This window comes from Calidifontibacillus oryziterrae (assembly GCF_000331575.1).
Lineage (GTDB): Bacteria > Bacillota > Bacilli > Bacillales > Bacillaceae_J > Calidifontibacillus_A > Calidifontibacillus_A oryziterrae.
In genome coordinates, this window is the sequence record NZ_ANOK01000007.1 from 62,459 (window position 1) to 86,472 (window position 24,014).

Sequence of the window (24,014 nt, forward strand, 5' to 3'; positions counted from 1 at the left end):
TTCACAATGACAAAGATAGATGAGCCTCAAATAGAATTTAGTGAGAACCCTTCACAAAATGAAAATCAAAAGGATATTCTTGAAAAGTATGATCGAGAATCTGTCGTTCGGAATCTAACAAACAATAAAATTACTCTATTTATTGCAGGGCTGGCAATTTTTTATTCACTTTTTCATTTATATAATACATATTACCCGATGCCAGAGCTCAAACAACGGGCCATTCATGTAGGATGGGGTATTGCTTTAATATTTTTAATTTATCCTATAAGTAAAAAAAGTTCACGTACAAACATTCATGTTATGGATTGGGTGTTATTTCTCCTAACAATTGCTTCAACTGGATATTTACTAATCGAATATCAAGATATTGTGACAACTAGGGGTGGGATACCTAACAACCTGGATATTATTTTTGCCATCATTACGGTAATTCTTGTTTTAGAGTCATCAAGAAGAATTACAGGTTTAATTTTGCCAGTTCTTGCATTGATTTTTTTAGCATATCCGTTTTTTAGTCACCTACCATTTATGCCAGATCGCCTCTTAACACGTCCATATGATCTTGGTGATATATTTGGACAACTATATTTAAAGACGGAAGGTTTATATTCTTCAGCAATTGGAGCATCGGTTACATTTATTTTCTTATTTATATTATTTGGAGCATTCCTATCAAAGTCAGGGATGGGACAGCTATTTAACGATTTAGCATTAGCGCTTGCAGGTAGCAAACAAGGCGGACCCGCAAAAGTTGCGGTTATTTCAAGTGGCTTTATGGGAAGTATTAATGGCGCGGCTGTTGCCAATGTTGTAGGGACAGGAGCCTTCACAATTCCGCTCATGAAAAAAGTAGGCTATAGTAAAAACTTTGCTGGTGCAGTAGAAGCAAGTGCTTCAGTTGGTGGTCAAATTCTTCCGCCAATTATGGGAGCAAGTGCTTTTATTATGGCGGAAACTACTGGTGTAAGCTATGGGACAATTGCTCTTGCAGCGCTTTTACCTGCACTCCTTTATTATTTAGGTGTTATTGCACAAGTACATTTTCGAGCTGGAAAAGATAACTTACGTGGAGTACCAAAAGCAGATCTTCCAAGAATTAAAGAGGTACTGAAGGCTCGCGGACACTTACTGTTACCGATTTTTGGATTAGTTTACTTTTTATCAATCTCAACACCAGTAGGCTATGCGGCTTTTTACACAATTTTATTAACTATTGTTGTGAGCATGTTAAAGAAAGAGACAAGAATGTCTATCAAGGATATATTACGTGCCTTAGAAGATGGGGCAAAACAATCGCTATCTGTTATGGCAGCCTGTGCTGTTGTCGGAATTATTATTGGAGTTGTTAGCTTAACTAGTTTTGGAACTGTCATGACATCTTCTATTATGAGTATTGGCCAAGGATCATTGCTATTAACGCTATTCTTTACAATGATTGCGTCGATGATCTTAGGTATGGGGCTTCCTTCAATACCTTGCTATATTATTACAGCGACAATGGCAGCACCTGCATTAGCAAGCTTTGATATTCCAATTCTCGTTGCTCATATGTTTGTTTTCTATTTTGGGATTTTTGCTAATATTACTCCACCAGTTGCACTCGCTTCATTTGCTGGTGCCGGTATATCTGGTGGTGATCCGATGAAAACGGGCTTCCAATCTCTGAAGCTAGCGTTAGCAGGATTTATTATTCCATACTTATTTGTGTATAATCCTACGATGCTAATGATTGACACTACAGGAGTGTCAACAACTGCAACCGAATTTCCATTACCTGCAGTGACAAGTATTATTATAGTAGTGCTTTCCTCTATTATCGGAGTGATTGCTTTAGGAGCGGCAGTCGAGGGTTATTTCTTAGATAGATATAATTTTATTACTAGGTTAATACTCGGAGCGGGAGCGCTTATGCTGATTATTCCAGAAGGTGTAACGGATATTCTTGGACTTATTATCGTTTCTGTCCTAATGGGACAACAATTAATTTTTTCTAGGAAAAATAAGAAAACGATTGCTATATAAAAAGAAAAAGCATGATACAATATGGCTAGAGGGTAGTGTTATATAATACTAACCCTCTGTTTGTATTCGGTTTATATTGATGACTAATCATTGTTTGCTCTAAATATTATTAACTCATTCTCTTAATGAAATACTAGATTACTATATTGGAGGGAGGCCCATTATGAGAGTGATTATAACGTTTATCATCTTATTTTGTTGCTTCCTTTCTATTTCTGTATACGCAGATTATGAGGTGCCTGAAAAGCTTGTCGTTGGTTATAATAGTGAGTTACCGCCTTTTTCGTATCAAGATCAAACACGTCAACCAGTTGGTTTCACAATTGATTTAATGAATGAAATTGCAGCCAATCATGGAATCGAAATCATATATGAGCCTGTTAAAGAAAGAGAACTCATTAATAAGCTGGAAAGAGGAGAAATTGATGTTATTTTAGGAGTTAAATACAACTCGACTCTAGCGGAAATAGTGGATTTTACGGAGTCTGTTTTTACATTATCAGATTCCTTATTTGTATTTGAAAATGATAATTCAATTTACAGCTTAACTGATCTAAATAAATCAGTCGTTGCGTTAAGTGTTAGTTCGTCTATGGATACACTTGACCATATAAGGGATGTAAAAGTAAACGTAGCAGGAAGTCAGCCTAATGCGTTACAAATGTTTCTTAGCGGAAGAAGTGATGCTTACATTGGTAATCCTTGGACGACGGAATTTCTTTTGGGGGAACAGGATCAAATGGATAATATCGAGGAAAGAGTTGCGGCAATTCAATCGTATGAACTTTCCTTTGCGGTTTCTAAAGGACAAATAGGACTAACTTCTCTTATAAATTTAGAGTTAGCAAAATTAAAAGCAGATAAAACATTTCAACAAATACATAATAAGTGGTTTCAACGCTATAAAGCTGATGATTCGTGGTTGAAGAAGCTAGCAATATTTTTGGCGATTACTGTCAATATTGCCTTACTAGTTATCTTTATCGTTTTTTTACTGAATCAACGCTTGAAAAAAGAAGTTGCCAAGAAGACGACAGCATTAACTCGAAGCTTTTTATTTCAGGAGCAAGTGTTAAATTCAGTTGATACTGGTATCATTTCCTTCCATAAAACTGGGAAAATAAGATTAATGAATGAAGAAGCGTGTAATCTATTACAGGGCGACTTTATTAATCGAAATATGGAAGATGTCACGCTTCTATGTGAAATTTGGAGAAGGGTTCAAGGGGATCCTTTACAAAAGAAATTTGTGGGAGAAAGTAAGCTCGAAGCAAATAATAGTACTGAAAGAATGATACATTACGAGGTTGTTCCTTTGAAAAATGAGGACTCCCGTTCAGTTGGGTGGATTGTTACATTAGTTGATATAACGGAGCAAAAATTATTGCAGCAAAAATTAATGGTTCAAGAAAAACTAAAGGCTCTTGGACAACTCACAGCAGGAATAGCGCATGAATTAAGGAATCCATTAACGTCAATGAAGCTTTTTATTGAGTTATTACCAACTAAGGTACATGATTCTCGTTTTCGCGAAGAGCTTATTAAGCATGTTCCAACTGAAATTAACAGGTTAAATCACTTGGTAGAAGATTTATTGGATTATACAAGGCGTAAAGAACCTGTAACAGAATGGATTCCACTCAAAGAGTTTTTAGAATCGCTCCTTTACTCCTTTAAAATTAATGTTAAATCTAAGAATATTGCCTTCAAGTTATTAGTAGATGAAGGTATAGAGTGGCATGGGGATAGACAGCGGATTAAACAAGTGTTTATAAACCTGTTAATGAATGCGATCGAAGCAGTTCAACATACTGAGGAAAAGGTAATTACGATTGCGACAAAAATAGATGAAGAGTATTTCTACATAAAAGTCACCGATACTGGAGAAGGGATTTCCGAGGAAGACCAAAAGAATTTATTTCAGCCCTTTTTCACCACAAAGGGAAGTGGAGTGGGTTTAGGGTTATATACAAGCTATAATATTGTTCTTGACCACCACGGTGACATTGAGGTTCATTCTGAAAAGGGTGTAGGAAGTACATTTACGATAAAATTTAGAAAGGAGGATGTTCGATGAGAAAAATAGTAGTAATTGATGATGAGCAGGCGATTTGTACATCATTAATGTTTGCACTTGAGGACGAGTATCAGGTTACAGCCATTACCGAACCAAGGATTGGTATAGAAAAGGTTGAAGATATACAACCTGATGTTGTTTTATTAGACATGAGAATTAAAGATGTAGATGGCTTGTCCCTTATTGAGCCGATTCTTTCCGTTCAGCCTAATGCAATTATTATTGTGATGACAGCTTATGGGACAATAGAGACTTCTGTAGAGGCATTAAAACGAGGGGCATTCCACTATTTAACAAAGCCAATCAATATTGATGAATTGAAAATTTTAATTCGAAAAGGACTGGACTACCATTGTTTAAATGAAAAAGTGGAAAAATTAGAGGCGATTATTCACCCGAAGGATAGCTATGCTGGAATGATTGGGAAATCACCTATGATGAAACAATTATTTTCTTTAATTGAACGGATAAAAAACATTCCTTCACATGTACTTATCACTGGTGAGAGCGGAACAGGAAAAGAGCTTGTGGCACGGGCTTTGCATTATGAAGGTTTACGGAGCTCTTATCCATATAGTGTATTAAACTGTGCAGCAATTCCTGAAAGCTTATTAGAAAGTGAATTGTTTGGCCATGAAAAAGGGTCTTTTACAGGAGCGATTACAGCTAAGGAAGGGATTTTTGAAAGAACGGATAAAGGCACTTTGTTTCTTGATGAGATTGGTGAAATGTCACTCAATTTGCAGGTAAAGCTATTACGTGTAATTCAGGAAGGTGAAATTACACCGGTTGGGTCCGGAAAAGTAAAAAAGGTAGATGTACGTATTATCGCTGCAACTAACCGTGATTTATTCGAAGAAGTCAAAAATGGAAAATTCCGAGAGGACTTGTTTTATAGATTAAATGTTATCCCAATTCAGCTTCAGCCGTTAAGAAGTAGAATGGAGGATGTACCACTGCTAGTCGAACACTTTATTAGTCTTTATTCCAAAAAGCTAAATCGATCAGCATTAGAATTAAGTCACCAAGCAAAAAAATGGCTTTTTAGCTATGAGTATCCTGGGAATATCCGTGAATTGTCAAATATTATTGAATATGCTGTAGCTTTATCTGATGATGATGTCATACAATTGGAAGACCTCCCTTTGAGTCAGGTAAAACAATTAACCAGTAGTTCGATGGAGTTAGGGTCGGATATGATTGTAATTAGGCCAGGAATTTCATTAGCAGAAGCTGAAAAGGAAATCATCCTTCATACATTAAAACAAAATGAGAACCACCGTAAAAATACCGCTGATATTTTGGGCATCAGTGAAAGAACATTACGGGAAAAATTAAAACAGTATAGTGTGGCATCGTTACTATGAATTGGAAAATGATAAAAAAGCAATTTATTGTCGTATTATGTATCCTATTTTTAATAACGGGTTGTGGTTCTCAATTCGATCAACCCAAATATTTTAATAACATAGATGATAATAAGCATGCAACGATAGCAACAGGTGGGAAATACGGTCCATACTTTATGATTGGTAGTGCGTTAGCAGAAATCTATTCACTTGAAAGAAATATGAATGCTTCTGTGCAAACAACAGGTGGTTCAGTTGATAATATTCTATTATTAAACGATGGAAAAGCTGAAATAGCATTTGTGATGTCAGATGTGGCACTTGCTGCTTATGAAGGACAAGGAAATTTCTCAAAAAAATATAAAGATTTGCGGGTTATGGCGGGATTGTACACAAATTATGTGCAAATTGTAACCTTGCAAAGAAGTAATATTCATTCAGTTCATGATCTTGTTGGGAAAAGAGTTGGAGTGGGAGCGCCGAATAGTGGGGTTGAGGTAAATGCCAGAATGATTTTAAAAGGATACGGTCTAGGTGATGCTGATTATGAACCGTATATGCTATCTTATCACGAATCAATGGAAAAGCTGAAACAAGGTGAAATTGACGCGGCTTTTGTTACGTCAGGGTTACCAAATTCTCCAGTAGTAGAACTCTCTAAAGAAGAACAATTAACAATTGTACCTATTTATTTCACTGAAATGAATATGAAAGAGTTGTCCTCATACTTTATCGAAACAGATATTCCAGCGGATACCTATGGAAATAAAGAGCCCGTTCGAACAATTGGAATCCAAAATCTATTACTTGCGCGCAAGGATCTTCCGGAAGTATATGTATTTGATTTAATTTCGACATTGTATGACAACATTGAAAAGCTGCAGTCTGCACACGAAGCAATGCTTCAAGTTTCTCCTTTAGATCCAGCCCCTAATTTGTCTATACCGTTACATGATGGTGCTAAACGATACTATGAAACTAAGAAGTAATGCGTTGAAGCAACTATTAAATACGACAAAAATTTTCAATTTTCGTACAAATTTTTCTTTAATATTTATGGAAAAATTGGTATATTTAGAGGGAATTGGCTATTGAACTATTCAATTTACTTGGGGGGAATGGGGATGGAAACAAAAGGAATTCATCATAAGCTTGAGTACTTAATAAATATGGCAGCTGTTATAAAGGATGCAATCCCTGTTGAATCAATGATTGCAGTTACAGATACTGAGAAATATTTATTATATATTCCCGGAGAAGAATTAAATCTCGGTGATATTGTGGGAATGCCTATTCCGGAAGGGGATGCGATTTCTCTTTCTCTTAAGACGAAAAAAACAGAAATGGTGACAGTTCCCCGTGAGGTTTATGGTATACCATTTAAAGCAAAGGCTTCATTGATAAAAGATGAAAATGGTGAGATAATCGGGGCATTTGGGTTCGGTGTAAGTTTGGATCATCAAGACAAGTTAAGTAATATGGCCCAACAATTTGCCTCGACGACTGAACAAATTTCAGCTTCAACAGAGGAGCTATCGGCATCTGCACAGGATTTAGCACAATTTATGGAAAGCTTAATGACAGCTCAACAAGATATGAATGAGCAGGTGAAAAAAACCGAAAATATATTAGGCTTCATTAATTCAATTGCTAGCAGTTCAAGAATTTTAGGTTTAAACGCAGGCATCGAAGCGGCTAGATCCGGAGAACATGGCAGGGGTTTTAGTGTAGTTGCTAAAGAGATTACAAAATTAGCGGACAGTAGTGCAAAATCTGTAGATGAAATCCGTGAATTGCTTGTACAATTAAAAGAAAAAGTTGATTATATAGCTGAAACAGTAAGTAAAACAGCCGAGATTGCTCAGCAACAATCAGCCTCAACTGAAGAAATATCTTCAGCGATTAATCACCTAGCTACATCTGCAGAGGATATTGAAGAATTGGCATCAATTATATAATATATATGTAAAGCGAGGATTCTTAAGGACTCTCGCTTTTTATTTTTTATGATTTTGATTTAACTTTAATATTTAAAGGGATATGATAAAATTTAACTAGCTTTGTTAGGAGGTTGGTACGATGTACTGGGAATGGCCAGTTTTTTTTACATATGAGCATTTATACGATATTGGGATATCAATAGGAATTTTGCTCGTATTTTTATTGCTACGGAAAATCTTTTCGAAATATGTATTTAACTTACTTTTAAAGGTAAGTAAAAAAGCACCAAGCGAATTTTTTTCATACGTATTTTTATCATTTGAGAAGCCATTACAGTGGTTGTTTATCATTATCGGGATAAATATTGCTGCACGTTATTTTCCGTATTTTGATCATAGGAATCTATTGTTTATAAATATTGTGAAAGCATCGTTTATTTTCTTAATTAGTTGGGGATTGTTTAATCTTTCCTCAGCATCATCACTCGTTTTTAAAAGAATCAATGAAAAATCCAACATTGAAATTGATAAAATCCTAATCCCATTTTTATCAAAAACGGTACGATTTATTATTATTGCGATTAGCTTTAGTGTAATTATACAAGTATTTGGGTATGAAATTAGCGGCTTAGTTGCCGGCTTAGGGTTAGGTGGTCTGGCGTTTTCCTTGGCAGCAAAGGATGCACTTGCGAACCTTTTTGGTGGGGTCGTTATCATTACCGAAAAGCCGTTCTCGATTGGCGATTGGATTAAAACGCCAAGTGTTGAAGGTACGGTTGAGGATATTACATTCCGAAGTACGAAGGTGCGTACTTTTGCGCAAGCGCTTGTTACCGTTCCTAATGCAACGCTTGCCAATGAATCGATAACAAATTGGAGTGAAATGGGGAAGCGCCAAATTACATTTAACTTAAGTGTCACCCATGATACATCTAAAGAGCAAATGGGAAAAATTGTTTCGGAAATTAGGTCATTATTAGAAAACCATCCAGCTATTCATCCTGAAACGATCTTTGTTACATTTGATCAGTACATGGAAAATGGGTTAGGAATATTTTTATATTTCTTTACTAAAACAACAGATTGGGGCGAATTTCTTAAGGTTAAAGAAGAGATTAACTTTAAAATTATGGAAATTCTTGAAAATGAAGACGTACTGTTTGCAGTCCAAAGCAGAAGGGTATATGTTGACAAGCAAACAAGGATTGATTCAATTTTGAAACAAGAAGGATAACATATTATTTAGCAACAGGAAAGCCGGGGCAGTCTAGTATACTGATTCCGGCTTTTGAACCTTATTGTTTAGGAAATTATAAAATTTGATCCTGTGGATCAATACTATAGCACAGAGAGTAGTCCTCCAGCGCAAGCGCCCAGCGACTAGTAAACTTCGCTCATCTCTTTTGCGATAAGTCAACATCGACTCGTCCCTCGACGTGTTTTGTTTATCTCAGTCGATGCGCTCTTATTTTTACGTCGCTAATCAGGGTGCCTATAGCTTTTGTTCTTTTTGATTCTTTTTCCCCATGGTTTAAAAATAGAAATAGCTGATAAGAACGTTAAGATTGCTAACGAGATGACGAGTTCGATCATTAGTACTTGCCAATCATACATATAAGCAGGGTTTTGTATCGGATCATCCATTGCCGATAATGTACTGTTTTCAATCCCAATTCTCACAAACGTACTTCCAAATAAAATCGCGCCAATATTTCCAATCCATTTAGTGATGATCCAATAATAGTTTGTCAGCCCACCCCAGTTTGTTCTTACGGAAAGCCATACCCCTGTAAGTAGTGAAGCAAACGCTCCAGGGATTATTAGAAACCAATCAAAGTAATGAATAAAATGATGAGCGGCATATATTAACTCTCTATTCGCATTAAATGTTGTTAAAATGGCAAGAAGTAAAGCGCCCAATACACCACTTAGGTAAATTATCGCAGCGCCAATATGGATAAATAGCCACCACCGTTTTTGTCTTACATTTAGTTTTGTTTTAGGGATTTTTGCAAGCAAAACGAGTATAAAAATCAAGATAAAAATAACGGCTAAAAGACTACTAGTCATAATAATTGATTCCCACATTACAAATCCCTCCTACTTTTTGTTCAAGGAAGCATGGGGACGGTTCTTATTGTCCCGTGCTATTCAACAACTGAGACATAAAGGTTGTAAACTAGTTCAGTGGTAGGAAACTACTGAACTAGTTTAGCGTTACATTATTGCACTTTTTTGCGATTTGTTCCTGTAAAGAGTAGCACTAAATAAAGGCCAACCCCTGCAAGCAAAAACACCATTAAAGAGGCAACCGCAATAAAAGCTTCTCCAGTAGCGGTACCCGTTACGAAAGCAGTATACACACTAAAAAGGATTAGTCCGATGGCAAGAGCATAAAGAACGGCACGGACTTTGTTCATTGCAAATCTTTTCCGTGTTTCCCTTGTCAGAATGCTATAGGTTACTAACGCACCACCAACAACAATGAATATTCCTGGTCCTGAACTACTACCTAGGGGTAAGTTCATGAAAAATAACATGGTCGAAGTGAGAGCCCCGAATAATATGAGTAAAATACCAGCAATGAAACCCGCTGTTGAAATCCTTGCTGTCATAGAAGTATAAACAGCTTGCTTTGCTTTATCCTGACCAAGCTTACGCATATCCTCTACTAATCCACTTAAATCTCCTATTGATATAATAGCTTCTTTAAATGCTGCATCTTCATCCATACCACGGGATTTAAGCGGGCTGAAATTAAATAAGCAGGGGAATTGTAAATAAGGAAGTTGAAATTGTAAATAAGCGGGCTGAAATTGTAAATAAGCAAGTTGAAATTGTAAATAAACAGGGAGATTGTAATTTTTACTTCAAAAAAATCATATGTACATTTCGGAAAGAACGGGAAACTGACAAATTGCAAACGATGTAGGCAAAATATATTATTTATCTCTTGCATAATCGCTAGTAAGATTAGACAATTTGTGAAATACAATCAAAAAAGCAGGAATTAAGATCAGTTTTATTGAAATTTTATAAAAAATTGAAAGGAGATAGAGTATTTTGATAAAAAAACCTTTTAAAGCTCCAATAAAAATTAAAAAGTTGGAAGCTTTATTAAGAAGATTACCTGTCAATCATCCGAAACGACTTGAAATTGAGGAAGAGTTATCAAGAAGTGTAGCTGGTTTTAAAGGAGAGCAATCATTGGAATATTATTTAAGTTTTTTAGATAAAGAAAAATTCCACATATTCCACAATATCCGTCTCTCCTTCAATCAATACTACTTTCAGCAAGATATATTAATTCTGTCACCTAATTATTTCCTCATTATTGAAGCAAAAAATATTTCAGGAATATTAACCATTGACCCTTCCTTAAATCAAATGATTAGATTAGTCAATGGAGAAGAAACTATAATGCCAGATCCAATTCTTCAGGTCAAGCATCAGCAATTTCAATTTGAAAAATGGTTAAATCATTACAAATATGCCAATGTACCAATTGAATCTATTGTTGTTATGACAAATCCATATACGATAATAAAATATACAAGTGAGGACTTAGAGTATAAGAATAAAATTGTTAGAAGTACAAAACTTCCTATAAAAATTGCCTCATACAACAACCATCATAAAAATCCGCTTTCAGCTTCTGAATTGTGCAAAATATCAAATTTCATAAATAAACACCATACTCCATATGATCCTGATATATTGACTAAATATAACTTACTAATAGATGATATTTTACCAGGTGTTATATGTTCTCATTGTAATTATCGGCCGATGATTAGGGCGTGGGGGAAATGGAGTTGTCCGAAATGCTCATATATTTCAAATGATGCACACATAGAAGCTTTAAATGACTATATACTCCTATTTCAATCAACGATTACAAATCATCAGTTGAGATGGTTTTTGCAATTACCATCAATTAGGGTTGCAAATTATATTTTAACCTCTTCAAACTTGAACTTAACATTCACTGGGACAAATAAGGGAAGATATTACTCTCTAACTTATCCTGTAAAACAGAACTTAAAATAAAAACACCACTAAAACAGAACTTAAAATAATAAAACAGGCGCTTTACTATATAGCTAATTGTTAATGTGGTGTTTAGTGATTTCATATAAAAAATATACCTCTACTTGTTAATTTCCTATATTACAAGTAGAGGTTCAGGTTGGTAGATGAATGAAGTTTTATTATTAAAATAACGTTTCAACGTTATTACTGCAGTTTGATAGTGGAATTCTATTAAATTTGCTTGATAACGGAATTTGTTTATTAAATTACTACGGATTTTCTATTCGTTTAATGGAATGATCACATCGGCAGTCATTCCATTTTTTAATTTGCCGTCATGATCATCGATTGCGACTTTAATTTTTGTTGCGATTCGTTTGCCGTCAGAGGTTGATTGCTTATCCTTCGGTGTATACTCATGATGCAAATCAATGTAGCTTACTTTACCAGTTTGTTCTCCGAGTGATGTTATGACTGTGAGTTCTTGATTGTAAGAAATTTTATCTAAATATTCATTTGGCAAATAGCAAAGCACATAAACGTCATCTTGAATGGCAATGTCTGCGATGTTGCTGCCAACGCCCGCGACATCACCAAGTTCAAAGTTTTTGCTAACGATGATTCCATCAGCTAAAGCAGTTATGGTACTATTAGCTAAATTATTTTTAGCTACGTTTAATTGAGCAATAGATTGCTCTAGGTCAGCTTTAGCAGCATCGATTGTTTGTTTCGTAGCGCCACTTTCAAGCAGCTTTAATTGTGCCACCGCGGCATCATAATTTGCTTTTGTAGCATTAATCTCTTCAGGTGTAGCGCCGTTTTCAAGTAGTGCTAATTGCTGTTTGGCTGTTTCTAGCTGATATTTGGTTGAAGCCAGTTGTTTTGCTTTTGTGTCTAATTCTAGCTTGGCCTGATCCAATTGATTTTGGGAGACTGCCCCTTCATTATATAAGGTGACTGTTTTTTTATATTGCGTTTCGATATGGTCATACGTTAGTTGCATACTTTTAACTGCCTCTTCAGCAATTGCAACACTGTTTTTGGCTTGAGCAATTTGTTCCTTTCTTGTTCCAGAAGTTATTAAATCGAGTTTTGCTTTCGCAGCACGCACTTGTGCCTCGGCTTGCTCAATTTGCTCAAGGCGGGTACCGGCTTGCAATTCTTCAAGTTTTGCTTTTTTTAAGTCAACAACTGCTTGAAGTTGATCAACAGTGTACTTTTGGTTTGTATTGTCGATAACAGCGATCACATCGCCTTTTTTAACAGTCTCACCTTGTGCTTTGTTCATTTCAATAATTTTACCAGCGACCGTGCTCGTTGCAGAGATAATATTGTTTTGAATGTCCCCCGTTAATGTTAATTGGTCTTTGCCAAAGAGGCTGCTAACCTTTGCTGAACAACCTGTTGCGACTATAATGATAGCTAGCAAACTTAATAGCATTTTTTTCATACAATCACTCCTCTCAAAGCAACTATTTTCAAGTTTTTTTATCGTTGTAGACTTTGGATTTAAAAAGGTTCAAAATATTAGCTTTTAGTTGGTTTAATTCCATTCATAATATATTGAATAAGAAGCTCTGTTTCTTTCTCTTTGTCCCAGTCAAAATCTAATTGGGCAATATAACGAATAAACATATTGCCAAAAATGGATGTAATAATTAGATTTGCGATTGTGTTGCTAGGTAAGTCAATAATTTGTCCTTGTCCTTTGAAATAATCAATTACTTTAATGATCTGCTGCCTTGCAGGAGAAAAAATTGATTGTGTGATTTTTGCTTTTAGGTCAGGGTGAAACGGTAGCTCTTGTAACAGTACTTTTATAATTAAAAAATTTGTTGCTACTAAAGTCCGCCTGTTTTGAATGATGGCACGTAGGAAGTCTTCAACCGTAACCTTTGGATCCTCTAATGTTTTTCCGATATTCGATATAAATTCCTTTGAAATGGATAGCTTGCTTACATATTCAGGTATTGCTAATAAAAGGTCTTTTTTCGTGTTGTAATGGCGAAAAATAGTTCCTTCAGCCACCCCAGCTTTTTTAGCGATTTCACTTGTAGAAGTTGCTGCGAAGCCTTTTTCGGAAAACATCTCGATTGCAGCGCAAACAATATTCATTTGCTTCTCGGTTAAATTTATTTCTCCATCAGAGGAATTTGTTAACTCTTGCAAAAGTTTTTTAACAGACAATGTAATTCACCTCTTTCAGCCGTTAAATTGATCATGCCTATAAGGTCAAAATCCAAACAATCTATTAAATTTTCCGATGTTTTTTAAGTGCAAAAATATTGGCAAACATAAATAGTAAACATAGCGCGATTAAAACATAAGCATCAAAGGCGATATCCGCCCAGCCTTGTCCGCGAATCATCACGCTTCTTAGTGCATCCGCAACGTACCATAACGGTACAAATTTCGCAAAAACCTGAAGCCAAGGAGCCATCGTACTTAGATCAAATAAACCTGAAAAAAACACTTGTGGAACGACGACGATCGGGATAAATTGAATCATTTGCAGTTCATTATTTGCGTAAGCGGAAATGAACGTCCCCATCGTAAGGGCGACTAACGCTGTTAAAATCGTGATCAAAATAACTAAAGGAAAAGACCCGATCATCATAATATCGAGAACTTCAATTGAATACCAGGCAATTAATGTCGATTGAATAATTGTAAAGCTTCCAAACCCTAAAACGTACCCTAAGACAAGCTCCCATCTTTTGATCGGAGTGGCAAGAAGTCGTTCTAATGTACCTGAAGTCCGCTCGCTTAGGAACGATACGCCTGATATTAAAAACACAAAAAAGAAGATAAAAAAGCCAATTAAAATTGGCCCGAAGTTATCAAAAGACGACATGTCTTCATAGCCATATAAATACGTAATATCGAGTTCAGCCCCTTGTGGCATCGCTGTTGGCTGTATAACAGTTTGCACAAGCTTAATGACAGTCTTGTTTTTCGCTGGATCACTACCTTCTAATTCAATCGTTGGGACACCATTTTCATAATTAATGACAGCGTCAATTTCTGAAGAACGAAGCGCTTCGTGTGCTTCATATTCGGTCAATCTCGAAATCTTTGCATCATTGTATTCCAATTTATTCACCAGTTGGCTCGGGGCATTAATAATACCGATTTTTGGATGATATTCATTTCCGTTAAAAATTAAACCCATTAAGGTTAATACAAACATTGGGGCAATGATCATCAGGGCCATTGTTCGTTTATCATGACGAAGGCCGAGTAGTATTCGAATCATCAAGGCAAATACTTTCATTGTGTCGCACCCCCAAAATACAAGAAGGCTTCCTCAATCGTATCGGAGGATGAATCTGCCTTTAGTTTTGCAGGCGATCCGACCGCGATTAATTTACCTTCACGAATCATTCCCAAATTATCGCACTTCTCTAGCTCATCCATGACGTGTGTTGTGACAATAATTGTTGTACCGTTATCGCGTAAGCGGTGTAATTCAGCCCAGATCGATTTGCGCAAAATCGGGTCAATGCCAACGGTAGGTTCATCAAGAATTAAAACAGGTGGTTCGTGAATTAAGGCAATTGCTAACGAAAGGCGTCGCTTCATGCCACCGGAATAGTTCTTAACTTGTCTTTTTAAAAATTCAGTCAGGTTAACAAGTTCCATCACTTTAGTAATCCTTTGTTTTCTTTTTGCTTTTGGAAAACCATACATTGAAGCAAAAAAGGTAAGATTTTCTTCTGCTGTCAGATCTCCATATAAGGCATCGGCCTGTGCCATATAACCAATTTTGTTCATCATTTCAAGCTTTGGCATTTTTTTATCTAATACAAAGACATCACCATTAGTGGGAACGTCAATCCCGGCAATCATTTTAACGAGTGTTGTTTTGCCTGAACCAGATGGACCTAGTATTCCAAGGATTTGGGAATATGGAATATCTAAACAAATATCAAAAAGCACCTGTTTTTTCCCAAAGCTTCTATCCACATGATCAATTCGTATACAGGGTGATGTTGTCGATGTTAAAGTATGGGTATCTTTAATGGCTGGCATTACGTTGCTCCTTTCAATAAAGATGAGGTAACGAGGATCTTAGAAAATAGCTTTATTTTGAATAGGAATTTATCAACTAAAGCTACGATTTAAATAAGAGTGAGTGATTACTCACTTTTATTGAAAAAGATTTTACTAAATTTGTCAATAAGGTTTTAAGTTAAAATAAGAGCATTTATTGAATATTATTTTAAGATTTATATCGGAATAATAAATAGTAGACTGTCGTAAAGGGAAACTGCTTTAAAAATGAAACTTTTTCTAGTTTCATTCGTAGTCAATATTATGATGCGTAATGTTAAAATCGTATGAAAACTAAAGGTTTTCATACATACTACGATGGGAGTTGAGATTAAAAGATGAAACGTACAATTCTACAAGCAATTGGATTTTCTGCACTTATTCATGCCGTTGTTATTGGGTATCAGGTGGTCCACGGTTATTTGCTGACTAGGGCTTATGAGCCTAGTATTACAAATGGATACGATAATGTATATTATTTACAAAATGAGGTATCGTTCGGGGTCATTTACCGACCTATTGCGGGTGTCCCTCTTGAACTATTAAGTTTTGTGGGTATAGCTGTTTTGTTTTTTGCCGGTAAGTATGCTTGGTTAAAAATGAAGCCAAAATAAGGTTTAACTTTAGTTAGCACAAATCTATATCAATGAATACAATTCACCTTTTTCGTCCAAAGTAAGTAGGAAACAGAGTTGGCAGCAGGAGGGAATTGTGTGTTTTGGATTCAGTTTGTCATTCTATTGGCATGTATTTTCGTAGGTGCTCGTCTTGGTGGTGTTGGACTTGGCGTAATGGGTGGAGTCGGTCTGGCGATTCTTGTATTCGGTTTTGGTTTGGAACCAACATCAGCACCAATTGACGTTATGCTTATGATTTTAGCGGTGATAACCGCAGCTGGTGCTTTACAGGCATCAGGTGGAATGGAATATCTTGTGTTTATTGCAGAAAGAGCATTGCGCAAAAACCCGAAAAGAATAACCTTCATGGCGCCAATAATTACATATTTATTTACTTTATCTGCCGGAACAGGGCATGTAGCCTATTCAGTTTTACCTGTTATTGCTGAAGTTTCAAGGGAATCAGGTGTAAGACCGGAAAGGCCAATGTCAATTGCGGTTATTGCTTCACAACAAGCAATTACAGCTAGTCCAATTTCAGCGGCAACGGTAGCATTACTTTCGCTCTTAGCTAATTTCGAAATTAGTCTTATTGATATTTTAATGATTTGTATTCCTTCGACCTTCAGTGCTTGTATGTTTGCTGCATTTGTTGTAAGTAAAATCGGAAAAGAATTAGATGATGATCCAATTTATCAAAAGCGTTTGATTGATGGACTTGAGCCGATACATAAAGAAAAGGAATCTTTCATACCTACTAAAGGCGCAAAGCTTTCTGTTATTTTGTTTCTAACCGCCGCATTCTTTGTCGTATTGCTAGGGTCGTTTGAGGAACTGCGCCCTGGCTGGTCACATGAAGGGGAGTTTATACGAATGACGATGCCAGCAGCGATTGAGATTGTGATGTTATCGATTTCGGCGCTTATCATTATACTATGTAAACCAAATGTAGAAGAAATTGTAGCAGGTAGTGTATTTAAAGCAGGAGCTTCGGCTGTCGTGGCAATTTTCGGTATTGCCTGGATGGGTGATACCTTCTTTAATGGGAATGCCGAATTCATTAATAACTCGATCTCTGGTTTAGTGACAGCGGCACCGTGGCTGTTTGCAGTAGCTTTATTTGCACTCTCCATTCTTTTATATAGCCAAGCAGCAACGGTAAGAACGCTAATGCCGTTAGGTGTAACATTAGCAATTAACCCAGCATTGTTAATAGCGATGTTTCCAGCCGTAAACGGTTATTTTTTTATTCCCAATTATCCAACAGTGGTCGCTGCCATCAATTTCGATCGTACTGGAACAACGCGAATAGGGAAATATATTTTAAACCATAGTTTTATGGTGCCAGGTCTAATCGCGACAGTTGGTGCAATTGCGATTGGTATGATATTAAGCACGATAGTCCTTTAATAACGGGACTCTTATGAATATGTAAGTAGTGAAAATCAGGTAAAAAATTTCCTGCAAAGCATGGTATTTGGTAGAGATATTAGGTAGGAGAGAGTGCTAATAAGAATTCGTAGGCGGAGAAATTCCGATTAGCTTCCCTTAATAGGGCAAAATCCATGGATTTAAATAAGATAAACGGAAAACTACCTTTTATTTTTAACGATATATGGAAATTTTACAATTTAAACAAAATTTTTCCGTTTATTTTTCAAACATAGGAAAATCAATTATTTATTACAAAGCCAAAATTAAAAAATTCAAGGATAAATTATCTTTTTGTGCGTATCCTAAAGTCTGTATGAAACAGATTTTAGGAGGGTAATGAAATGACAAATCAAATTGATACGAACAAATTAAAACAAGCAGAAGCGGCATCTTCGCTAGCAAAGGATGCAATAACACAAGCCATAGAGCAATCTGCAGCCAACACAGTTTTAGCTCAAGAGGCGTTAAAGCAAGCATCAACAGAAATTGCGCAAGTACAAACGTTAATAAGCCAGGTACAATCGCAGTTGCAAACACAGGCATCCTCTCAATCGGAATAAAAAAACAGTCGCCCAAAAGTGAACGGCACCCCAATTGTTGGGCTTGCGTAACAATTGGAGGTGCCGTTTCTGTGTTCACTTCAATTCTAATAGCTTTTGTTTTAGTTCATTCTCCATCTTTATAAGTTCTTGTTCTGCTTGCTGACGTTTAGTTCTTCCTTCATGTTGAATTCGGATGGTTTCCTCTAATGTTGAAATTAAGTTTTCCTGGGTTTGCTTCAACGTTTCAATATCAACTAGCCCTCGTTCGTTTTCGATTGCTGTTTCAATGCTATTTGTTTTTAGCATTTCTGCATTTTTCAGCAATAACTCATTTGTTGTTTGACTTACTTGCTTTTGAGCATCAACAGCTCTTTTTTGACGGAACAATGTTAGCGCAATTGTGATTTGATTTTTCCATAATGGTATTGCGGTTAAAATAGAAGCTTGAATTTTTTCAACTAGTGCTTGATTCATATTTTGAATCATCCGAATTTGTGGTGCACTTTGGATTGTAATCTGGCGACTGAGTTTTAAGTCATATAGGCGTTTTTCAAGGCGATCTGCAAACTGAATTAAATCATTTAACTCTTGATAAACCATTTGGTTGTTTGACTGCTCCGCATTTATCTTCAAAGCAGGAATTTCCTTTTCGCGAAGCTCTTCTAATTTTATCTCTCCAGCAGCGATATAAATATTTAAGCCATCGAAATATTCCTTATTCTTTTGAAACAGTTCTTCAAGCATTTTAATATCTGATAGTAATATGTTTTTTTGATGATCTAATTTCACGCCAATCTTATCGATTTGTGCTCCAATTTTTTGGTATTTAGATAATATTTCATTTATCGAGCTTGAGAGTCGTTTAAATAAACGTTTAAATAAGCTCCTATTTTCTGCTTGTAGTTCGTCCGGGTTAACCTGCTCTAATTTTTGCATAAGCTCCTTTAAACTATCACCAATAGGGCCTGTGTCTTTGCTTTGAACATGATCTAGCATTGAATGTGAAAAGTCCGATAGCTTCATTTGTGCTGCTGTGCCGAATTGAATAATTGATTGGTGATCGGTTGGATTAATTTGAGTTGCTAATGCAACAGCTTTTTGCTGGTACTCCTCTGGAAGAGTTTCAAACAAGCGTTTTGTACTGTGTTCGTTATTTGTGCGATCATTTGTAATTTCTCCAAAAGGATTTGATAAAAGATCATCTAATCCCCCATTTACATTGCCTGCTAGCTTGTTGTGTTGAGTAGACATTTTCTTCTAGCTCCTTTCTTTCGGAAAAAAGTTGTTTTCTCTCGTAATCGTCTGTTTTGCTACATCTAGCTCCAAATTTAATTGATTTATATCATTTGACAATAGAAGTAGTAAATCATCATTCGTTGACTTTATTAAATTGTCAAGTGTTTGCTCCGCATCAGATAAAGAACGTCGAACTTGCGGATCGTTGATCTGTTGTTTTGTTAAAAAGACGTATTGTTCTGACAGTTCAACAATCGAATCAAGATGGTAAAAGAAAAATCTCTCTGATTGGTAGAATCTTCTAGGTTCTTTTTTAACAATTAAATAGATTTTACTCGCAATTCGATTTAGTTTACTTAACTGTCTAGCGGAATGAATGGAACGAACACCTAAAAGTGCTTTGTTAAGGCGTTTAATTTTAAGATGAGCTTCTTTTAAATTATTTTTGATATATATATAGTCCTTACTAGATAATTGATTCTCTTTTAAAAACCTTTGGTGAAATCTCCATTTTAAAAAATAATTGCTGATAATTCCTCCCAAAATCCCTATAAATAATGATATCCAGATCGTTGCGTCAAAACCGAAAAAGGCTACTAACCCTATAATAATTGTTATGTTAACCGCTATGAAGCTACGAAGGAAAAAATTCAAAATGGATTTCATTGTAAATCGGCCCCTATTAGAAGTTTTCTTCTTTCCCTTATTATACGACATTAAATATAGACAAGTTTCGTTGCAAAAGCAAAATAAATAAAATTTAGTTGGGGTAGTGGATAGTAATGGCTATATTTTGTAACTAATATCAAATATGTTGTCATATTATCAAAAAAATGGTAAAAATATAATAAATCAAAATTTTGTCTAAATTGTGAACATAATGTATAGAATCTGAAAAAAGTCGAGTCGGTTTAGGTGAAAGGGGGCTGGACAATGCAACGCCATGAGTTAAGTATGATTATTGAGCAGCAATTATTCGAACATTATTGCCAACCTATATACGATTTGAATAATCAGCTCCCAAATGGTGCAGAAATGCTTTTGCGAGCACGTTTTGCAACGCCTGACATTATTTTTAATGAAGCAAAAAAGGCAGATTGTCTTTATGAATTAGATACACTTTCAATTATAAAAGCACTAGAGATACAACAGAGTTATCGAGACCGTCTATTTTTTTTAAATGTGTTTCCTTCGACATTAAAGAATCCGTTATTTCCTGAATTTCTTGAATACACTGTACGAGATTTACCTTTAATACGAGAAAAAATTGTTTTTGAAATAAATGAGGGTGAATCTGTATTCGATCTATCGTTATTAAGAGATCGTATTAACTGGCTAAAGGAAATAGGGTTTCAGGTAGCGCTTGACGATGTTGGGAAGGGGGCATTGTCACTGACGAATATGATTGAATTGAACGTGAATTTTATTAAATTAGATCGCTACTTTTCTAACCACTTACACCTTTCAACAAAGAAACAAAATATGATCAGTGCTATCCTTCATTATTGTCACGCTAACCATATAAAAGTTATTTTAGAAGGGATTGAAACCGAGGAAGAGCTACTAACAGCGAATTCACTAGGTGTTGACATGGGGCAGGGATATTATTTAGGTAAACCAGAGAAAACAAATTTACAACATAATAGTTTCTAGTTTATATATTCATGAAAACTCAGGGCCACCAGAATTGAGGGGGGCGGTCCTAAATTATTTAGGTTATTTTAAAGGATAATATTGACTCGATATTTAAAAAGAGTGCTGTCTGGTAAGTCCCCATTATAGAGACTTATCAGCCAGCACTTTTTTAGTTAATCTCCATAAAGTTTGTTAGACGAGTAATTTCGAATATTTCTTTTACAGGTCCTTGAAGGCCTTTTACGATAACCTTGCCTTCCGCACTAAATGCTTTCTTGTGGAAACTTAGTATGAATCCAATACCTGTACTATCGATATAAGTAACCTCGCCCATATCGAGTAGAAAGTTTTTGTAACCTTTTTCTAAATACGATATAAGTTGTTCCCTTAAATTTGTAGTATTATCAACATATAGTTCTTTTTTTAATTTTACCATAATTTGATTATTTAGAACTGTTATTTCATGCATGAAGATAATGCCTCCAAAATCTAATAGTATTAAGAATAGTATCGTTGTTTTTCCTGAATGTGAGTATCAGGGAGATCCCTAAAACCAGTGGGAAAACACCCTGTTTGTAATAAAGGTTATTAAAATGGGATGGAGGGCTGGAGTTGGAGAGATATATTTTAGCTTTAGATCAAGGCACAACTAGTTCAAGGGCAATTATATTTAATAAAGCCGGGGATGCAATACATATCGTACAAAAGGAGTTTACACAACATTTTCCTAGACCAGGCTGGGTTGAGCATGACCCAGAGGAAATTTGGGAGTCTATACTAGACGTTTCAAAACGAGTGCTAAAAGAAGCTACTATCATGCCAAAACAAATTGCTGGAATTGGAATTACTAACCAAAGAGAGACGACTATTGTTTGGGACAAGAACACGGGTAAGCCAATTTATAATGCAATTGTTTGGCAGTCAAGACAAACAGCAAACATTTGTGACCAATTAAAAAGTCAAGGTTATCATGAGTTATTTCATAATAAAACTGGCTTATTAATTGATGCTTATTTTTCTGGTACGAAAGTCAAATGGATTTTAGATCATGTGGAGGGTGCTAGAAAAAAAGCCGAAAACAATGAATTATTATTTGGAACGATTGATACATGGTTAATTTGGAAATTAACAAACGGTCGTGTACATGTAACAGACTATACTAACGCTTCGCGCACATTAATGTTTAATATTCATGAGTTGTGTTGGGATGAAGAGTTGTTAGACTTATTGTCCATACCAAAGTCAATGCTTCCTCAAGTTCGTCCCTCTTCTGAAGTGTATGGTCATACAAGTCATGAAATATTTGATGTACCGGTACCAATTTCTGGTGTAGCAGGTGACCAGCAGGCAGCTTTATTTGGTCAGGCATGTTACCGCGAAGGGATGGCTAAAAATACGTATGGAACTGGCTGTTTCATGCTGATGAATACGGGAGAAAAAGCAGTTACATCAGTAAATGGGTTACTAACTACAATTGCTTGGGGACTGAACGGTAAGGTAGAATACGCCCTTGAAGGTAGTATATTTGTAGCAGGCTCTGCGATACAGTGGTTACGAGACGGCCTAAAAATGATAAACACGTCCTCAGAGAGTGAAGAATATGCGGAAAAAATTACATCAACAGAAGGGGTGTATGTAGTGCCTGCTTTTGTAGGCTTAGGAACACCGTATTGGGATAGCGATGTTCGAGGGGCCATATTTGGGATCACTCGTGGAACAAAAAAGGAACACTTTATAAGGGCAACACTCGAATCATTGGCTTACCAGACGAAGGATGTTCTTAGTGCAATGGAAATGGACTCAGGCATATCCCTTAAAGCATTAAGAGTGGACGGTGGGGCAATAGCCAATCAATTTCTAATGCAATTTCAAAGTGATATTTTAGATGTTCCAGTCGAACTACCTAAATTGAACGAGACAACGGCTCTAGGAGCGGCATACTTGGCTGGGCTTGCGGTTGGATATTGGCATAATCAAGCTGAGATCCAGAAACAATGGGAGATGAATGGCCGCTTTGTACCACAAATCCACAAATCTGAACGAGATAAATTATATGGTGGATGGAAACGGGCTGTACATGCAGCGAAAGCTTTTAAAGAATAATCCAATCGTAAAAAACTAGTAAACTTGGGATGTTAAACAAAATGGCGTATTTATTTGCAAAAATAACGAGGCTTCCTTAGGAAGGAGCCCCGTTATTTTTTTGCTGTTTAGGAAATTTAAAAATTTGATCTTGTGGATAAATACTATAGCACAGAGAGTAGTCGCCCAGCTCCAGCTCCCAGCGACTAGTAAACTTCGCTCATCTTTTTTGCGATAAGTCAACATCGACTCGTCCCTCGACGTGTTTTGTTTATCTCAGTCGATGCGCTCTTAGTTTATACGTCGCTAATCAGGGCGCCTATAGCTTTTGTTCTTTTTTTGGAATGTAATTAAAAATTTCATGTGATTCAAAGCTATCAACAAGTCGGTTCAGCCAATCATAATACTCCAAACAGCTTTTTAATTTTTCTATATCAATACTTGCTTCTTCTTTAATACTTTCCTCTGTGTCTTCTCTGTGTACAAGTTCGGTAAGTTCCTTTATAGATTTTTCTATAGCGGTAACATTCATGGAAATCCCAGCGCGCCATTTTATTGTAAAGAAATCTATAAACGTCTGATACCAGTCTTCCTCAGCACGATATAAATCTCTTCGAACTCCTTTTCTCCAAACCTTATCCACCATTTTTAAATCCATTAATGATCGTACTGATGTACTCATGCTAGTCTTACTCATACCAAGCTCGTCCTTCATTTCATCCAATGTCATCGGGGCATTGTTGAAGTATAAAAAGCCGAACAATCTCCCGACAGAATCAGTAACACCGTATAAGTTCATATTCTGAGCGATTGTATCAATTACTCGTTCCCTCGCTTGTTCTAATTGTTGTTTTGGATCCTTCATGATTTTATACCCACCAATCCTTCTGTGAAAAATCGTAACAAATCATACTTTTGATAATAGACTACCACTTTATTAATGAAAGTAAAGATATTAATTAGGGAGCATATGGGAGCATTTCTAAGGATTT

At 35.9% G+C, this 24,014-nt stretch carries 22 protein-coding genes; 12 read left to right on the forward strand and 10 right to left on the reverse strand.

The window, feature by feature from the left end:
- Positions 1 to 6: 6 nt before the first annotated feature.
- The 6 genes from D612_RS0107005 (at position 7) to D612_RS0107035 (ending at position 8,625) form a co-directional block, all read left to right on the forward strand.
- Positions 7 to 2,025: a TRAP transporter permease gene (locus D612_RS0107005; RefSeq protein WP_017754775.1), complete on the forward strand. Its 2,019-nt coding sequence runs from the start codon at positions 7 to 9 to the stop codon at positions 2,023 to 2,025.
- 163 nt (positions 2,026 to 2,188) lie between these two features.
- Positions 2,189 to 4,102, forward strand: a complete 1,914-nt coding sequence (locus D612_RS0107010) for a transporter substrate-binding domain-containing protein (protein ID WP_017754776.1) — start codon at positions 2,189 to 2,191, stop codon at positions 4,100 to 4,102.
- Positions 4,099 to 5,469 (forward strand): sigma-54-dependent transcriptional regulator, encoded by a 1,371-nt coding sequence (locus D612_RS0107015; protein ID WP_017754777.1) that lies wholly within the window; start codon positions 4,099 to 4,101, stop codon positions 5,467 to 5,469. Before D612_RS0107010 ends, D612_RS0107015 begins: the two co-directional genes overlap by 4 nt.
- A complete protein-coding gene (locus D612_RS0107020) occupies positions 5,466 to 6,440 on the forward strand; it encodes a TAXI family TRAP transporter solute-binding subunit (protein ID WP_017754778.1) in 975 nt (324 codons plus the stop codon). Before D612_RS0107015 ends, D612_RS0107020 begins: the two co-directional genes overlap by 4 nt.
- Before the next feature lie 135 nt (positions 6,441 to 6,575).
- Positions 6,576 to 7,409, forward strand: a complete 834-nt coding sequence (locus D612_RS0107030; protein ID WP_017754780.1) for a methyl-accepting chemotaxis protein — start codon at positions 6,576 to 6,578, stop codon at positions 7,407 to 7,409.
- A 121-nt stretch (positions 7,410 to 7,530) separates the two neighbouring features.
- On the forward strand, positions 7,531 to 8,625 hold the full coding sequence (locus D612_RS0107035; protein ID WP_017754781.1) for a mechanosensitive ion channel family protein: 1,095 nt from the start codon (positions 7,531 to 7,533) through the stop codon (positions 8,623 to 8,625).
- Positions 8,626 to 8,870: 245 nt separating this feature from the next.
- Here D612_RS0107035 and D612_RS0107040 read toward each other — a convergent pair whose 3' ends face one another.
- Together D612_RS0107040 and D612_RS0107045 are read right to left on the reverse strand one after the other, a co-directional pair.
- Positions 8,871 to 9,479: a DUF2269 family protein gene (locus D612_RS0107040; protein ID WP_017754782.1), complete on the reverse strand. Its 609-nt coding sequence runs from the start codon at positions 9,477 to 9,479 to the stop codon at positions 8,871 to 8,873.
- 134 nt (positions 9,480 to 9,613) lie between these two features.
- Positions 9,614 to 10,123, reverse strand: a complete 510-nt coding sequence (locus D612_RS0107045; RefSeq protein ID WP_017754783.1) for a hypothetical protein — start codon at positions 10,121 to 10,123, stop codon at positions 9,614 to 9,616.
- Positions 10,124 to 10,454: 331 nt separating this feature from the next.
- Here D612_RS0107045 and D612_RS0107050 point away from each other — a divergent pair, with 331 nt between their 5' ends.
- On the forward strand, positions 10,455 to 11,441 hold the full coding sequence (locus D612_RS0107050) for a nuclease-related domain-containing protein (RefSeq protein WP_017754784.1): 987 nt from the start codon (positions 10,455 to 10,457) through the stop codon (positions 11,439 to 11,441).
- 262 nt (positions 11,442 to 11,703) lie between these two features.
- Here D612_RS0107050 and D612_RS0107055 read toward each other — a convergent pair whose 3' ends face one another.
- The 4 genes from D612_RS0107055 to D612_RS0107070 form a co-directional block, all read right to left on the reverse strand.
- Entirely contained in the window at positions 11,704 to 12,873 is a 1,170-nt protein-coding gene (locus D612_RS0107055; protein ID WP_017754785.1) for an HlyD family secretion protein, read from the reverse strand.
- 77 nt (positions 12,874 to 12,950) lie between these two features.
- Entirely contained in the window at positions 12,951 to 13,610 is a 660-nt protein-coding gene (locus tag D612_RS0107060) for a TetR/AcrR family transcriptional regulator (RefSeq protein ID WP_017754786.1), read from the reverse strand.
- A 64-nt stretch (positions 13,611 to 13,674) separates the two neighbouring features.
- Positions 13,675 to 14,697 carry an ABC transporter permease gene (locus D612_RS0107065; protein WP_017754787.1) on the reverse strand — a complete coding sequence of 341 codons (1,023 nt, stop codon included), beginning with the start codon at positions 14,695 to 14,697 and terminating at the stop codon, positions 13,675 to 13,677.
- Complete coding sequence (locus D612_RS0107070) at positions 14,694 to 15,455, reverse strand: ABC transporter ATP-binding protein (protein ID WP_017754788.1); 762 nt, start codon at positions 15,453 to 15,455, stop codon at positions 14,694 to 14,696. The genes D612_RS0107065 and D612_RS0107070 overlap by 4 nt, the downstream gene beginning before the upstream one ends.
- Before the next feature lie 359 nt (positions 15,456 to 15,814).
- Between D612_RS0107070 and D612_RS18040 the strand changes: the two genes are divergently transcribed.
- The 3 genes from D612_RS18040 to D612_RS0107085 all read left to right on the forward strand — a co-directional run bounded on the left by D612_RS18040 (position 15,815) and on the right by D612_RS0107085 (position 18,087).
- Entirely contained in the window at positions 15,815 to 16,090 is a 276-nt protein-coding gene (locus D612_RS18040; protein ID WP_017754789.1) for a hypothetical protein, read from the forward strand.
- A gap of 99 nt (positions 16,091 to 16,189) precedes the next feature.
- Positions 16,190 to 17,503 carry an anaerobic C4-dicarboxylate transporter family protein gene (locus D612_RS0107080; protein WP_017754790.1) on the forward strand — a complete coding sequence of 438 codons (1,314 nt, stop codon included), beginning with the start codon at positions 16,190 to 16,192 and terminating at the stop codon, positions 17,501 to 17,503.
- 365 nt (positions 17,504 to 17,868) lie between these two features.
- A complete protein-coding gene (locus D612_RS0107085) occupies positions 17,869 to 18,087 on the forward strand; it encodes a hypothetical protein (RefSeq protein ID WP_017754791.1) in 219 nt (72 codons plus the stop codon).
- A gap of 75 nt (positions 18,088 to 18,162) precedes the next feature.
- Here the strand turns inward: D612_RS0107085 and D612_RS0107090 are convergent, their stop codons facing one another.
- Together D612_RS0107090 and D612_RS0107095 are read right to left on the reverse strand one after the other, a co-directional pair.
- On the reverse strand, positions 18,163 to 19,320 hold the full coding sequence (locus tag D612_RS0107090) for a toxic anion resistance protein (protein ID WP_017754792.1): 1,158 nt from the start codon (positions 19,318 to 19,320) through the stop codon (positions 18,163 to 18,165).
- A gap of 6 nt (positions 19,321 to 19,326) precedes the next feature.
- Positions 19,327 to 19,971: a 5-bromo-4-chloroindolyl phosphate hydrolysis family protein gene (locus tag D612_RS0107095; RefSeq protein ID WP_017754793.1), complete on the reverse strand. Its 645-nt coding sequence runs from the start codon at positions 19,969 to 19,971 to the stop codon at positions 19,327 to 19,329.
- 267 nt (positions 19,972 to 20,238) lie between these two features.
- Between D612_RS0107095 and D612_RS0107100 the strand changes: the two genes are divergently transcribed.
- Positions 20,239 to 20,958 (forward strand): EAL domain-containing protein, encoded by a 720-nt coding sequence (locus tag D612_RS0107100; protein WP_017754794.1) that lies wholly within the window; start codon positions 20,239 to 20,241, stop codon positions 20,956 to 20,958.
- A gap of 151 nt (positions 20,959 to 21,109) precedes the next feature.
- Here D612_RS0107100 and D612_RS0107105 read toward each other — a convergent pair whose 3' ends face one another.
- Positions 21,110 to 21,409 carry an STAS domain-containing protein gene (locus tag D612_RS0107105; RefSeq protein WP_017754795.1) on the reverse strand — a complete coding sequence of 100 codons (300 nt, stop codon included), beginning with the start codon at positions 21,407 to 21,409 and terminating at the stop codon, positions 21,110 to 21,112.
- Between the two features lie 143 nt (positions 21,410 to 21,552).
- Between D612_RS0107105 and glpK the strand changes: the two genes are divergently transcribed.
- Complete coding sequence (gene glpK, locus D612_RS0107110) at positions 21,553 to 23,043, forward strand: glycerol kinase GlpK (protein WP_017754796.1); 1,491 nt, start codon at positions 21,553 to 21,555, stop codon at positions 23,041 to 23,043.
- A gap of 298 nt (positions 23,044 to 23,341) precedes the next feature.
- On the opposite strand, the gene cudC is transcribed toward glpK, so the two are convergent.
- Positions 23,342 to 23,887 carry a choline uptake/conversion transcriptional regulator CudC gene (gene cudC / locus D612_RS0107115; protein ID WP_017754797.1) on the reverse strand — a complete coding sequence of 182 codons (546 nt, stop codon included), beginning with the start codon at positions 23,885 to 23,887 and terminating at the stop codon, positions 23,342 to 23,344.
- Between the last annotated feature and the right edge of the window lie 127 nt (positions 23,888 to 24,014).